Raw genomic sequence first — 15,642 nt, 5'->3', positions numbered from 1 at the left:
TTTGAAGTTTACTACATTATACTGCCCTTGTCCATGAAATCCATACACACCCTGAATACATCCCCGTAGCTTTTGCTGCGGCTTGTGGGTGTTGCCTGAATAACATATACAATATTTTTGCCGGGGACTACATTTATCTCCTGACCTCCGTAACCCCTGCATGCAAAACCGCCTTCGAATAGCCAAAAAAGACAGCCGTATTCCGGCGTATTTGGAGATGGTAAAACAGCCTGATTTATATAACTTTCACTTAAAATACCGTTACCTTTATTTAGAAGCAGGAAACCAAGCTTAGCCAAATCTCCGGCTGATAAATCGGATTGAGCCTCAATATTTAAATTTCGGTCTATACTATAATTTATACCCCCCGGCAATTTCGCCCATTCACCGCTTATTATTCCCTGAGGCTCATACAAATAAGACTTACAAAATTCGTAAGTATCCATATTTGCGGACTTGGAAATGACCGCAGACAGTAAAATGACGTCCCATTCCTTGTAAACGAATTTTGTTCCCGGTAAATTTGCCATTGCTACATCAGCCAAGTGTTCCAGACAATTATCAGAACGCCAGAGCTGTTCAAGCATAGGGCAGTGATAATGAATTCCGCCGTTCCAGTAAATACCTGAGGACATGTTCAGTAGGTGTCGTATGGTAATCAGCTTATGATAGGGATGATTGTTGGCAGCAAATTGACTTAAATAATTTGCAACAGGTTCATCAAGACTTTTTATGTAACCCTTATCAAGGCATATTCCTGTGCAAATAGATAAAATGCTCTTCCATATAGATTTTATATTATTCCGGCTGTTATTAGTGTAGTTATTATAATACCTTTCCAGAATCGGCTGGCCATCCCTAAACAAAAGGATACTGTTTATAAGTCTGTATTGCTTTTGTTTTATATAAGTGTCTATGTATTCTGACAACTCATTATTCATTTCAAGTACCTTCCTATTATGGAGTTTTGATTGTTTTTTAAAGCCTCAGGAGAGTCTGCCGCAATCAGTTCTCCACCGTCACTGCCGCCTCCCGGTCCCATTTCAATAATGTAATCACAGTTAGACAATATATAGGGGTCATGTTCTGTTACAATGACGGTATTACCTTTGTCTACAAGTTCCTCCATCAGTTTCATAAGCCTTACACTATCGTAAAAAGACAAGCCCGTTGTAGGTTCATCCAGTACATAAACAGAATCCTTGGCTGATTGTCCCTTTGAAAGTTCCTTTGCCAGCTTAATACGCTGACTTTCACCTCCGGATATGGTTGGAGTCTTTTGTCCCAGGGTTATATAGCCCATACCTACCCTTTGGAGAGTAGCAAGTGTTTTATCTATATGTTTGTCTCTGCCTTTAAAAAATACTACCGCCTCATCTACTGTAAGGGACAGGATATCTCTTATATTTTTACCGTCCAGAGTTACTTCAAGAGCTTCGGGTATAAAGCCTGTCCCACCGCATGCTTCACATTCCGTATCAATAAAATTTCCAAATCCCACATGATAATGTAATTCACCGTCACCTTTGCAAACTTTGCAGCCACCTTCTGAATTAACAGTAAAAAGGCCGGCAGACGAACCGCTTTCCTTTGAAAATAAAGCACGTATACGGTCAAATACTCCTGTATAAGTAGCAGGACAAGAGGTGCGACTTCTACCGATAGGCTTTTGGTCTATAACCAAACATTTTTTAATTTGTTCCCAACCGCTTATGACAGAATTATTCTCCGAAATTCCTTCATTGTTCTCGTCCTCGTCCCCAACAAATTTGTCATTTAGTAAACTCTTTAATTTAGGAACGAGTGTGTCTGAAATAAGGCTGGATTTTCCACTGCCGGATACGCCTGCAACACCCACCATTAACCCTAATGGAATGGTGACATTCACGTTCTGAAGGTTATGAATATTTGCATTTTCAATTTTGAGTATTTTGTCAGAATTAACTGTTCTGCAGGTTTGATTTATATCTAGAAGGCCGTCATTCCTTAAATATGGTGCAGTATTTGAATTGTTACATTCCAGAAATTTGTCAAAGCTGCCTTGGAAAATCCGCTCTCCGCCGTTAATTCCCGCAAATGGGCCAAGGTCAATTATGTAATCGGCACAGCGCATGAAGTTTTCGTCATGCTCTACGGCAATTACTGTATTACCACGGTTCACAAGGTTTCTTATTATGGAAATCAGCTTTTCTTTTTCCACTTCATGCAGACCAATTGTGGGTTCGTCAAAAACAAATATTATACTGTCCATTTCAGCAATAATATATGATGCCAGAAACAGTCTTTGTATCTCACCGCCGGACAGGGTTGGCACCGGACGGGAAAGGGAGAGGTGGTGAAGTCCCACGTCAACCATGCAAGATAGTTTACTTAGTATCTCATTAAGCAGCGGAGACTTTTTAACAGGGGCGCTACTGAGAAAACCAAATAGGTCTTTAATGTACATATTGTCAAGTTCAGATATGGTTTTACCGCCTATTGTAGTGCTGGAGGCATGTACCCCAAGTCCTGTACCGCCGCATTTCGGACAGGAGGATTTTGTCATGTAGCCTGCTCCGGTCAGTAAATACAAAAGACGGCTATTGGTTGAAAATGCACCGTTTGTAACATGAAATATCCATGGTATAAATCCCATAAAAGAGGACTTACCGCTGTCTCCGTATTTTAAGCAGAATAACTGCTCATCTGAAAGAGAGGATAGCTTTTGCTCCGGGGATATATTGTGATGTTTATAAAAGCTGTCCAGCATTTTCTTGGTGCTACCACGTTTGCCTAGCCCTAGACATACATCTTCAACCTTTAAAGATAAGTCCCCGAATAGTTTTTCTTCATCCACTTTTTTTACAGTTCCTGACCCCAGACATTTAACGCACATCCCCTTAGGAGAATTTTTCTGGAACATTTCCATAGATAGGGGAAGATCGTCATTATATCTGCTGTCCCTTGTTCCGTAAGCAGCAAATAACATGGCAAGGATATTGCTGATTTTTGTCCGTGTACCTACCGTACTGCGTGGATTTGACTGCCTTATTATTCTCTGTTCCACTGCAACAGTAGGGGAAAGTCCTGTTATGCTGTCAAAGGTCGGTGTACTGTCAATCATAAACTGTGTACCGGAAAACATGAGGTAGCGGCGTTTGCCTTCTTCGTAAAGGGTATCAAAGGCCAGACTGGATTTTCCGCTGCCTGACACTCCTGTGATAACAGTGAGTTTGTTTTTAGGGATTTTTATATCTATTCCTTTAAGGTTATGTATTCTTGCGTTTTTAATTTCAATAAAATTGTTGATTGAGATTCACCCCACCATAAAAATATATGATAATTTTACCATAAACCTAAAGTAAAGAATATTGAACAATTTTAATCAAGTATGGCATTTTATACTTTTTTACATATTATGTATTGAGGACTATGGTGAATTTGAATAAAAAATATCGTAATGAGCGATAATATGCATGAGGTGAATCTATTTTGGCAAAATATATTAAAAACCCTATACCAATTGAAGCAATTGAATACAGACGAGGGTTGGAAGACGGTTTTGACGACATTCAAACAGCAATTAACGCAGGTCTGGATACTGAAAATTATGTAAACCCTGATGTTTGCGAAGAGATACCTTTTATAATTACGTTGGAAGGGAAGCATTACATCAGCAAGGGAGACTATATTATAACAGGTGTTGACGGAGAAAGATATCCGTGTAAAAGGGAAATCTTTCTAAAGACCTATACAATATTAAATATTTGATTGATATATTAATTTCTGGAAGGTTTTTTTATACTAAGTTCAGCAGACCTCCACGTCCGATTCTCCTTTTCAACTATAGAATTTACATTAGAAATCAGCAGCTCATGTTTGTTTGATTTGTTATAGGGAGCTGATTCGGTTAAATAAAGACGTTTGTGATATTCCAGAATTTCAGCAGTTGTACGGTATTCAACCCACTTCTTGTGCAAACCGAAACTTGTCTTAAAAGCAGACAAAATAGTAATAAATGAACCCATCAGGGCAACAATATATTTGGTCTGAAAAAATACGTCATTAAATAAGGCAGTAAAAGGTATAAAGGCTGAAATAACTATGTCCAGTATGACAAATAGGTTGTACAGCTTTTTGTTGGAGGCTGCCTTTTTATCGTAATAATTAAGGTTTCTGTATAAATAATTTTTAGCGTAAAGTCTGTTTTTATCATTCATATCGGTTACCTAATAATTTAATATAAAATTCCTTACTATTTGCACTGTTTCTAAAGGTGATTCTGATAAATAAATACGGTTTTTAATATATTCGGGTATTCGGCTGTCCTTAAATACATCTATACTGTTATCCAATGAAATTGGGCATATTTCTTTAATTCTATTTAAATTATTTAAATAAATAGCCTGACTCAATTCACGCTGTACAAATTGGCTGTTAAGTGAATTATTTGTTATAAACAAAATGAACAAGTCAATGTCATATAATCTTTCAATGATATTGTCAATGGGGATGTCCTTTTTGTAAGGAGGTAAAAAGTAAAACAGTTTATATTTTTCAGGCAGTGTTCGCAAGTCATCTATTATATATTTAATATATGTTTGGTCGTGACTGCTGCATGACAAAAATACTTTTACCATTTTCATCCCCTCAATATTTGCAAGATTATAGTACATTGTATGCCTGTACTATTGAAAACATGTCAAAAGGGAAGTCGTTTGGCGACTTCCCTTTTGCTTATACTTTGATTAATTTTTCAATAAGTCGGGATTTTTTTAACCCAGAGGCAATTGAGCTACCTGACCCAAAAGATACCTTTTCAAAATCTGCATATCCAACGCATCTATTGAGTTGTCTTTGTTGAGGTCAGCTGCCTGAGTGTCAATATTCTGATTTATACCTAAAATATATGATTTCAATGCAATAACATCAAGTGCATCAATTTGTCCGTCTTTATTAACATCTCCATATTTAATAGTTGGTTGATCAGGACTGCCAAGCAATACGCCATTTTTTCCAAGAACGATTTTATGATCCAGGCCGATAAACTTTCCTTCGCTGTTTTTCCATAGCACAGGATATAAGTAGTTATCATACTTATTGTCATTCCATTTCAGGTCTCTTCCGCCGGGGAAAGCAGTTCCTTCGCCACGAGTTAAAAGTCCGCCTGTATCCGCTGAGTCAATATTTATACACCAGAAAGTGTGATGGAGCTGGTATTTGTTTTCTAAAATATAATCTCTCATACTTCTGAGATATTTTTTATTGGCCTCCAGAAGTTTGTCTTCTCCTTCCGTGAGACCTCCCCATTCACCTATAAGCAGAGGGGCTGTTCCGTTTTCCATGATATAAGCCCAATTGTCCTTCCAACACTTATCATAAAGTATTTTCTTTGCTGTAGCATCATCACAAGTTGGGAAATCACCTTTAAACCACTCCTGCTCAAAAACCATAGGGCCGTAGTCATGTGGTGAATATACAAGCTGCTTCTGATAAGCGCCCAGATTAATAGGATGATCCTTTACACCCCTCAGGTTGCCACCCCACCAGTTGCCGTAGTAATCATTGGTGCCTGTCCAGGGACTTGTATCAAAGGATTCATCATTCCATAAACCATCTTTAGGGTACATTTCAACGCCTTCAACAAAAATCAATGCATTAGGATGAACCTTCATTATAGCAAGGGCTGTTTCCTGTGCTACTCTTTTCCAATTGTTTGCATGAGCGGAATCATCCCAGATAGCACTTTGGGATTTCATTTTCATAGTACCTGTATTTGTGTGTGGCTCATTTTTCAAATCAAAACCAATAATAGTATCATCGTTTTTATAGTGGTCAGCAACCCACACCCAGGCTGCTTTGAAGACATCCTCTGTTATGGTGCCGTTATACCATAACGGGTAGGTATGTCCCATATTGTCAGTCTCAGCACTATGTACGTCAAGAATAACCTTGATACCAACCCTTTTGAAGTTTTCAAGCATAAAATTAAACAGTTGGAAGCTGTTCAAGCCTGCCAGATCAGCATTATTGTAGCTTGTATCCGTAGAAGCAGGGTATTCGCCTTTACTCCATGCATATAGCAGGTCTGTAGCAATTGGCATTCTGACAACGTTAATTCCTTTGTCTGCAACCATTTCGATATCTGCCACAATATTACTGTGATATGAATCTAAAAGCATTCTTTCACGGCAATTAAAACCAAACCAGTTGGCACCTGTAATCCATACCTTGTTGCCATATTTGTCTACAATATTTGTACCTTCCACATGCAGCCAATCATCACCGGGGTCTGATACACCGGGTTCTGCTGCTGAAACCTTTGTACCTGACGGTATTAATAATGTCAAAAGCATTATTAATACAAGAAATACACTAATTGTTTTTTTCATACTTTTTCCTCCCAAATAAAATAAAATACTAATACATTTCTCTTTTGGAGATTAAATATTTAAGGGAATGAAAGTTGTGAATTGGAATATATAAATGAGAAAAGTACTTCCAAGAACCTTTAATTTTACTTTAAATCCACCTATCACCTCCATGGACTAAACTAAAAGTCATACAAATAATACCATATAATCAACATATATACAACAAAATATCTTTTTTTGTCTTATCCCGCTAAAGTATATGTAATTTGATTACAATACTAGATAATTTATGGTAAAATAATAATAAATGTACTTAGTTTAATAAAATTCCAAAGAAAACCCTATAGGAGTATTAGTATGGAAGATAATTATTTTAATCTTAAAAACATACTGGGTATTTTGTTTAAAATAACAAAAAAAAATGCCAATATACTAGCAGATAGATATTTACTTAAAGAAGTTTCCATAATATCTAAATGGAAAAATAACAAAGCAGAAATTAAATCAGAAGATATATCCAGAATTGTGGAGTTTGCAGTAAAAGAATCAAGTGAAGTACAGCGTAAAATGATCAGAAAAGAAATACTAACGATAATTAACTGCTCTTCCATTACAGAAGAAATAAAAGAAATGATTATCGAAATAAAAGATTTTGGTGAATTTCTCGAAGAATCTTTAAATGTGTGTACTTCCTGGTCATATGATGTACCTGATGTAAACACAAGTAATGGATTCACCGATAAGCTAAGCAGTAGCGATGAATACAATCTGGATTTGGAAAAGGGATTAGTGGGAGGATATAAAGGAATTGTAAGGTTTGATTTGGAGCTACTTAAAAATAAAAGTAATCCGGAAAGTACAGAAACTAAGAAAAATTCTGTACTTAAAAACAGTAAAATCAATCTGATACCCAGAAGTAAACTGAGGAATGCAAAAAAGTTTATAGAAGCAAGAAGCGTTTTAACCGTAATTGTTATTGTTGCTATTTTAAGCTATACATTTATTCAGGCAGGCAACAACAATAAAAAAGTTGCTTCCGACATAAATCCGACTCAATCCACTCAATCCACTCAATCAGCATACCAGGTAAATGACCCTGCAAAAGCAGGTCAGGGGGATGTTTCGGCAAGAGCAGAGAAAGCAGTGCCGGCAAAGAAGTCCGATGAAAAGAAAACAAATGAAAGCCGGGAAAACGACAATAACAAGCAGAAAAAAAGTTCTGCTTATGTGGATAAATCAAAGGATAAAACTATAAACAGACCAGAAACAAATAATAATATAAATACTCAAACCGATCAGCAAAATAACGATATAAATATAAACATATCCGGAAGTTCCGATTTAAACATTGGAGTAGGCAACAACATAATAATTAGTAACAACAAAACTAATGAGGCTTCCGATACTTCTCGCTCAAAAGAGGGGACAGCGGCATCGTCGGCTGAAGCCACTGATACAAGCGGAAAATAAAAATTTACAATTTAAACAGCAAAATTTATACCTCCAGTACAGTAATGCATGTGAAAAAGTATGAGAAAGAAAGTAAAATAAAATACCGGAGGGATGTTCATGAAAAAATTTTTAGGAATACTGGCGTTTGCGTTAATTATAATAGCGCAGATAACTTCTGTAGGGGCAAATTCGGATAAAATTAAAATCAGAATTGACAATGAACCCATAGAATTTGCCATGCCTCTTCAACTTGTGAATAATCAGCTGTTTGTACCTTTCAGAGAAACAATGACCTTATTCGGATATGATGTAAGCTGGGATAAAAACACGAAAACAGCCACGGCAATAAAGAATCGTAAGCTGCTTTCGTCCAAGGTTGGCAGCAAGGAAATAATAGCAGACGGCGAGAAAATTACTTTCAGTTCAGACTCATATTTGTATCAACAAAGGTTATATGTACCTGTACAGATAATCGAAAGAGGACTAAACAAAATTGTTAAATGGAAAAGCGATGAAAATACCTTATACATATCCGGCTCCAAAAATAATATTAATATAAATGTTGAGAATTCCAATGAATGTGTAATAGCTGTAGGGAATAATATTCTGGTAAACATAACAAACAAATACGGAGTTAACGAAATCAACGATAAGATAAATGATGCCGACAAGCTACTGGAAAATAATAACTATACTGCGGCTATAGGCATGTATGAAACAGTCCTTGAGAATATTTCAAGCTCGCAAAATCCTGAAGAATATGGGAGAACCAAGGTAAACATTGGTAATGCATATAATAGGCTTGCCGTAATTATTAACGAGGAAGACAATGCAAAAAAAGCGGTTATGGCATACGAGGCCGCGCTTAAAGTCAGTACTCCTGAAATAAACACGGTTGTATATGCGGCAGCCCGGAATGGATTGGCATATTCATATGTTATTCTGGCACAGGTAAGAGATACTGAAAAAAACATTTCTAAAGCTCTGGATTTTTATGCCCAAGCCCTGAAAGTATACAGTCGGGATGCATACCCACAGGAGTATGCCCGAATACAAAACAATCTCGGTTCTGCTTATTTAGTGCTGGCTGGTGTTAAAGACCGGCAAAAAAATCTTGAAACTTCTATGGAATACTGCAATGAGGCTTTAAAGTTCTTTACACCTGAAAAAAACATCCAGACAAATATTAAATTACACAATACTTTGGGATTAATTTATACGAGCTTGGGGATGCTGTCAGAGCCGGAAAAAAATATATCCAAGGCGTTTGAGGAATTCAATGAGGTTTTGAAAGCGTGCAGCATCGATACGTATCCAAACGAATACGGATATGTACAAAACAATATCGGTCAGTGCTATGGAAAGTTGGCTGATATTAGAGACCGTGAAGAAAACGGTTTAAAAGCCATTAAAGCGTATAACGAAGCATTAAAGGTTATTACTCCGGAAAAGAACGCTGTTAACTATGCCGTAACCAATATGTGCCTTAGCTTTGCTTATGTTAAGCTTTCAGAGGTAAGAGATTCCGGGGAAAATCTTACCAAGGCAGCGTTGGCCTGCAATGAGAGCCTGAAGGTTCTCACAATAGGGAGATATCCTTTAAATTATGCAGATGCACAGAACAGGCTTGGAACAGTCTATTACAAACTCTCAATTCTTAGCTCAAAAAGGGCAAATCTCATGAAGGCTATAAGTGCATACAAGGAAGCTTTGAAAGTATATACTTCCAACAAGTATCCGTTGGATTACTCATTAAATACTTATTATTTGGGAACATGCTACAAAAGCCTTGGCGAAGTAGATGACAAGGAGGGAAATACCTTAAAAGCTGTTGAAATGTATAACGAGGCATTAAATGTAATTACATTTGAGAAGTATCCAATGTATTACGCAGACATAAAGAACAGCTTAGGAAACGCTTATAGATCTTTGTACTCATTAGCCTTTCAGATGGATAATCTATATAAATCTATAGACGCATACGATGAGGCTCTGAAGGTGAATACATTGGAAAAGCAACCTATGAGTTACGCTTTAATACAATGCAATCTCGCATATACTTATATGAATTTGGGAGATGTACTTGACGACGAAGAAATTATAAATAAATCCATACAAGCCTCTATGGAAGCATTAAAGGTATATACATTTGACAAGTACCCAATACGGTATGCAGATACGGTAATAAATATGGGGTCAGCATATTGGGCAATGTCTGAGATCAAGGACACGGTAGAAAATCTGGCAAAAACCCGGGACAGTTACGAGGAATCTTTGAAGGTCTACACATTGGATAAATACCCGTTGGACTATGCCTTTTCCCAATATTGCATAGGATATGTATGTACTGCAATTGCCGAGGCAAGCCCCTCAGAAGATATAATTAACAAGGGTCTTGAGGCATGTCAGGAAGCATTAAAAGTGTATACTCCGGAAGAAAACTCCGGCGAATACGTAGAAGTCAGAGCTAATCAGGCTGCATTATATGTTAAGTTAGCACAACTAAAGGGCTCAGAAGATATATTAAATAATTCACAAGAAATTTATCAGGAATTGCAGAGTTACTGCACCGACGAAAATGGACTTGTTAGTGATCCGGGAATTAATACTGAAATGGGATTTATGTATTACGTTTTATCAATGTTCAAGGATAAGGAAGAAAACCTGACAAGAGCAATAGAAGCTTATCAGAAGGCTGAAACCATGATACAGGAAAAAGATAATCCTGCAATGTATGCCAAAATCCAAAAACAACTTGGTATTTGCTTTTTAGACATATCGGATGTAAAAGACAAGCAAGAAAATCTAAAAAAGGCACTAAAATATTTTAATGCAGCTATAAATCATATTAAAAATGATGCTGTCTTGGAACAAATAAAAGTTTACATAATGCAGATAAATAAAGATTTAGCCAAATAGTAGTGGATATAAAAAAGGGAGTGTTACTGTGAGGGGAAAGTTGTTGTTAATAATAATTACATTTCTTATTGTTACGGGGACAAGCGCTGTCAAAGCATATGCTGAAAATACAAACACAGTACAAACTCCCTCTTTTGATTTTGAAGCAAAGCCGATAATAATAAAAAAAGAGCCTTTTATACCAATAAAGCCTGTACTAGAAGCGCTTGGATGGAAAATAACCTGGGATTCAAAGAACAAGACGGTGCAGGCACTTAAAGGAGAAAGTACACTTGTAATAAAAATAGGCAGTAATATTGCCACACTTAATGGAACTTCTGTTTTACAAAACAATCCTCCTGTTGTTATAAAAGGTATATCATATGTAAGCAGTAGGTTTATAGCTCAGGAATTCGGAACAAAAGTCAGGTGGGACAGGAAGGATAACCTGATAGTACTTTCAAACCGAGATACCGGGAATATAAATATCAGCGGTCAGGGAAATATTATTATTGCCGGAGACGGTATAATTGTGAATATATTTGAGCCTTACGGAATAGAAACTGTATATGACCAGATAGATGATGCTGACATACTTTTATGTGCAAAAAAGCCGGAAGAGGCCATTGAAAAATATAAAAACATTTTAGAAAACATATCAGAAAAGGAAAATCCCGAAATCTATTCCCATGTTACAAATAATATGGGGAACGCTTATAATATTCTTGCCGGATTTCGGGATGCACAAAATAACAGCCGGAATGCCATATCGGCCTATACTAATGCACTTAGAATTTATTCATCAAATAAACGGAGCAAAAATTATTTTATTACCTTGAACAATCTTGCGAATGCATATTTCAATTCATGGGAGGCATCGGGAAAAAAAGCTGATTTGACAGCTGCTTCAGATATCTATGCTGAGATACAAAATTCCGGCTATTTGGACGATACCTATATAGAGAGTGCTTTAACCGACTACAATACGGGTATGGTTTATTATTCTCTTGGGAAAAAACAAATGGCTGTTGAAAGTTTTATCAAAGCACAGAATAAATATCTAACACTTCTTAAACAAGCAGACAGCGGAGAAAATGAAGAAATGTGGGCTTTACTGCAATATAACCTGGGAAATGTATGCAGATCCCTCTCATTAATCACTGATAAGGAAAACAATGGATTAATGGCTGAAAACGCCTATGAAAATGCGTTGACTGTAATGACCGTGGAGAGCTTTCCACTGGAGTATGCTCAAATACACAAATATTTGGGTGATATTTACAAGTCGCTGTCAGAATCAGCAAATGACCCGGAATTAATCCCACGTGCAATTGAGGAATACAAGGAAAGCCTGAAGATTTTCACACCTGATGAATACCCTGTTTGCAATAAACAGGTTGATATGGAATTAAAAACCATAATTCAATAATCTTTCATAAAACTTTCATAAAACATTCATTAATAATTCCATAAAAAGCTAACCCCCTTCTTATATAATCATATATGTATTTATATAGTGTTCCGCCAAGTTCATTAAACTCCCTGTAATTAACACCGCACCCATTCCAATCATACCGGAGGAACATAAATAATAAAGGATATGAATAACACTTTTAACGGTTATATGAGAGTGTTATTACATCAGGGGGGTGTAGGAGTTTAATGATAAGTGACGGCATGTTTTGGGCAATATTATGTATTTCAGCCGTTGTGTCCTTAATAACGATATTCTATATTGTTATTTCAACAAAAGAAATTATATGTAGAGAAAGGTATTTTAAGGGCGGGGGAATTAAAGGACTATTTAATTTTGTAATGTCTCTTGTATTTATGGGATGTGTGGGTTATTGCCTTTACAATGTACCGCAAATTCTTTTTTTCGGGTCATCCTGGAACAGTCTGGAGAAAGTAGGGCCTGATAACGTTGGAAAAGTTATAATTTGTTTAAGCTTTGTAATTTCTATATTGTACATATATTTTGTATTAACCTCATTTTTTTATAAACCAAATGACAAACCTTATTTTATGGTAATATCTCTAAGCATAATCAGCGGTATTGGAAATTCAATAGTTGTTTTTATAATAAACAGGGCACTTGGAATCCTTGCCGGAGACGTAGAAAAATGGACGCTTATAGAAAGCAGACTATACATATTTTTTATATGTGGAATACTACTTTTTACAATAGCAGCAATGATTGTACGGAAAAAACTCATATCTGTTACCAATAATATCATATACGAAAAGCGTATCCAGATAATAGACAAAATATTAAAAGCTCCTTATATAAAATTCTCATCTCTTGAAGACGGCAACATTTATGCAGCATTAAATAATGATACTGAAACAATAGGAAATTTCGTAGGGCATCTGGTGGCAGGTATAACAGGAGTTATTACACTGATAACCTGCTTCATATATCTGGCAATTCTCGATAAAAGAGGAACTTTGTTCTTTCTGATTGTACTTATTGTTACAATAGGCATATTCCAGCTGGCTGTATCGGGTGCTCAAAAATTCTTTGAACAGAACAGAAACTATCAGACCACATTCTTTAAAAACATAAAAGACCTTGTAGAAGGCTTTAAGGAGCTTTATATCAATACAAGAAAAAGAATGGGGTTCAGACGTGACATAACAGACAGCTGTGAGGCTTACCGTGACTCTCGAATAGCAGGGGATTTTAAATTCACAAATGTTACCATACTGGGAGAAATTCTGTATACAGGGGTAATCGGTGCTATTGTATTTACGTTTCCAATACTGTTTGACATACAAATTTCAACCTTACAAAACTTTGTACTCGTACTCTTGTATATGGGAGGAATAATAAATGAAGCACTCTTTGCTATTGTTCCCACATGTATGAGAGTGGTAGTAAGCTGGAAGAGAATAAGCAGCTTTGCCAACAGCATTTCAGCAGATGAGGATTACAGGGATTCCGATATTGAAAACACCGAAGAAAACCTCACAATTGAATTCAGTGGTGTCAAGTTTGCCTATAAAAATGAAAACGGGGAATCATTTGAAGTGGGCCCTATTGATTATACCTTTAAATTCGGAGAAATTGTTTTTATTATGGGGGGCAACGGTAGCGGAAAGTCCACTCTTGCAAAGCTCATAACCGGACTGTATCTGCCGGACGAAGGACAGGTGCTGGTTAACGGTCAAAGAGTGAATTCAAGGGAACTGGGAGCATATTTTTCAACAGTTTACAGTGACTATCATCTTTTCGAAAAGCTGTACGGAATTGAATACAAGGACAAGCTTAATGACATAGAAAGATATCTTAATATTCTTGGAATAGACAGCAAGGTTGAAATAAAGGACGGGGAATTCAGTACACTCAAGCTATCTTCAGGACAAAGAAAAAGACTTGCCCTTTTGGTTAGCTACCTGGAGGATCGACCGGCATATCTTTTTGATGAATGGGCATCTGATCAGGACCCTGAATTCAGAAAGTTCTTCTACAAAACCCTCCTTCCGGAACTTAAAGCAAGAGGAAAAGCCGTAATAGCAATAACTCATGATGATAAATATTTTGATGAGGCTGATAGGATAATCAAAATGGACATGGGGAAGATAGTCAGCAGTATTAGATCGGTAAACGTGTAATGGGGGAGTCGGAATGAAAAGATTACTAGCAGGGTTATTATTTATATTACTGGTTTTTCAGACTGCATGCACACAGGAATTATCTGTTGTAAAAGGTTCTCGGGATTATAAAGGAAACGGTGTAACTATAACGGATAAAGGAAACTATTTCGATGTATCACTTGATTTTACAAAAGGATTAAGCCACAAAGAGATAGGAAAAGAATTTGCCAGAGGAATACTTTCTGTTGTACCTGATTATGAAGCTCTGGTGGATTCATACATAGCTGAAAACCTTTTCAAAAGTGAGTATCATGAAGCTTTTTGGAGAGTTGATGATGTAAAAGCACAGATTGATAAAGAATACAGAGATGAAATTGAAGGCATGTCGGAAGTGTTTTCCGGCGGTGACAAAAATATCAGGGGAGACAACAAAATATCAAAGGACGAGTTTATTCTGTTCAATTTATTCCTAGACGTCATCAGATCTACACAGTGCAGTTTTGTATCAGTATTTGGTTCAAAGAGTGTAACGGGAAAAACAATTACCGGAAGAATTCTTGATTGGTATGGCGGAAACAAGAATCAACTACCCAGAATTCAGGCGGTTATTACAATGAAAAATGCAAAAGGCAGCATATGCTCCATTGGATATATGGGCTTTATGGGTATAATAACCGGGCTTAATGACAGAAAGATATTTGCTGCGGTTCAGGAATCAACATCAGGAGCGGCATATTCGTCGGCGGGGAAAAGGTCTTATCCTCTGGATTTAAGATATGCCTTGGAAAACACCGACAAAATGGAAACCACTATCGATTTTATGAAGGACGAAAATAAACAGTATTCGGTAAATCACCTGATTGTATTTTCTGACCCAAATGAGAGTAAAGTTCTGGAAAACAATTTCAGCGGGAGAGGTACCGGAGCAGGACGGGTTAGGCGTGCCGTCAGAACTGATGAATCAAGACTTAATAAAGGTGTTGAATGGGGAATAAAGGATGCAGTCGCTTCTGTAAATTCATTTATTCTGGAGGGCAGCACAGACAATCATACCCGAAATAAATTTAACACAAGAAGATGGAAATACATAAAAGAGCAACTGACCGGAGCACAATCAAAGTATACCCCGGAGGATATCAAAAAAATCATGACTTATACCAAAGGCTCACCAAGAGCTTTATTGGATACAAGGTATTTATATACTAAAGCCACATTGAGTATGACTGTTTTTCAACCGGATACTCTTTCGCTGGAAGTATATTTTTCCCCCAGAAATACGTTGAAAGTGACTGATAAACCTACTTTTGAGAAGATTTCCGTATTTCAATAATATTAGTTTAAG

The 15,642-nt window shown here is 36.7% G+C and carries 11 protein-coding genes; 6 read left to right on the top strand and 5 right to left on the bottom strand.

The window, feature by feature from the left end; genetic code table 11:
• Window positions 1-11: 11 nt before the first annotated feature.
• Both CLO1100_RS13485 and CLO1100_RS13480 read right to left on the bottom strand, forming a co-directional pair.
• The gene (locus tag CLO1100_RS13485) at window positions 12-941 is read right to left on the bottom strand and encodes a serine hydrolase (RefSeq protein WP_014314310.1); all 930 of its coding nucleotides are present in this window, start codon (window positions 939-941) and stop codon (window positions 12-14) included.
• Entirely contained in the window at window positions 938-3,193 is a 2,256-nt protein-coding gene (locus CLO1100_RS13480) for an ABC transporter (protein WP_242836567.1), read from the bottom strand. The genes CLO1100_RS13485 and CLO1100_RS13480 overlap by 4 nt, the downstream gene beginning before the upstream one ends.
• A gap of 278 nt (window positions 3,194-3,471) precedes the next feature.
• On the opposite strand from CLO1100_RS13480, the gene CLO1100_RS13475 reads away from it, so the two are divergent.
• Window positions 3,472-3,750, top strand: a complete 279-nt coding sequence (locus tag CLO1100_RS13475; RefSeq protein WP_014314308.1) for a hypothetical protein — start codon at window positions 3,472-3,474, stop codon at window positions 3,748-3,750.
• 8 nt (window positions 3,751-3,758) lie between these two features.
• Here the strand turns inward: CLO1100_RS13475 and CLO1100_RS13470 are convergent, their stop codons facing one another.
• The 3 genes from CLO1100_RS13470 to CLO1100_RS13460 form a co-directional block, all read right to left on the bottom strand.
• On the bottom strand, window positions 3,759-4,199 hold the full coding sequence (locus tag CLO1100_RS13470; RefSeq protein ID WP_014314307.1) for a DUF4231 domain-containing protein: 441 nt from the start codon (window positions 4,197-4,199) through the stop codon (window positions 3,759-3,761).
• A gap of 9 nt (window positions 4,200-4,208) precedes the next feature.
• On the bottom strand, window positions 4,209-4,619 hold the full coding sequence (locus CLO1100_RS13465) for a toll/interleukin-1 receptor domain-containing protein (RefSeq protein ID WP_014314306.1): 411 nt from the start codon (window positions 4,617-4,619) through the stop codon (window positions 4,209-4,211).
• A gap of 135 nt (window positions 4,620-4,754) precedes the next feature.
• Entirely contained in the window at window positions 4,755-6,371 is a 1,617-nt protein-coding gene (locus CLO1100_RS13460; RefSeq protein WP_014314305.1) for a cellulase family glycosylhydrolase, read from the bottom strand.
• A gap of 339 nt (window positions 6,372-6,710) precedes the next feature.
• Between CLO1100_RS13460 and CLO1100_RS13455 the strand changes: the two genes are divergently transcribed.
• From CLO1100_RS13455 to CLO1100_RS13435, 5 genes are all read left to right on the top strand, one after another.
• Complete coding sequence (locus CLO1100_RS13455) at window positions 6,711-7,823, top strand: hypothetical protein (RefSeq protein WP_014314304.1); 1,113 nt, start codon at window positions 6,711-6,713, stop codon at window positions 7,821-7,823.
• 99 nt (window positions 7,824-7,922) lie between these two features.
• Entirely contained in the window at window positions 7,923-10,724 is a 2,802-nt protein-coding gene (locus CLO1100_RS13450; RefSeq protein ID WP_014314303.1) for a stalk domain-containing protein, read from the top strand.
• Window positions 10,725-10,752: 28 nt separating this feature from the next.
• Window positions 10,753-12,132, top strand: a complete 1,380-nt coding sequence (locus tag CLO1100_RS13445) for a copper amine oxidase N-terminal domain-containing protein (protein ID WP_014314302.1) — start codon at window positions 10,753-10,755, stop codon at window positions 12,130-12,132.
• A gap of 233 nt (window positions 12,133-12,365) precedes the next feature.
• Entirely contained in the window at window positions 12,366-14,318 is a 1,953-nt protein-coding gene (locus CLO1100_RS13440; protein ID WP_014314301.1) for a cyclic peptide export ABC transporter, read from the top strand.
• A gap of 13 nt (window positions 14,319-14,331) precedes the next feature.
• The gene (locus CLO1100_RS13435; RefSeq protein ID WP_014314300.1) at window positions 14,332-15,630 is read left to right on the top strand and encodes a C45 family peptidase; all 1,299 of its coding nucleotides are present in this window, start codon (window positions 14,332-14,334) and stop codon (window positions 15,628-15,630) included.
• Window positions 15,631-15,642 lie beyond the last annotated feature (12 nt).

This window comes from Clostridium sp. BNL1100 (assembly GCF_000244875.1).
Classification (GTDB): domain Bacteria; phylum Bacillota; class Clostridia; order Acetivibrionales; family DSM-1351; genus Ruminiclostridium.
The sequence above is the reverse complement of the archived record's forward strand: the minus strand, read 5'-3'. Positions and strand labels throughout refer to the sequence as shown.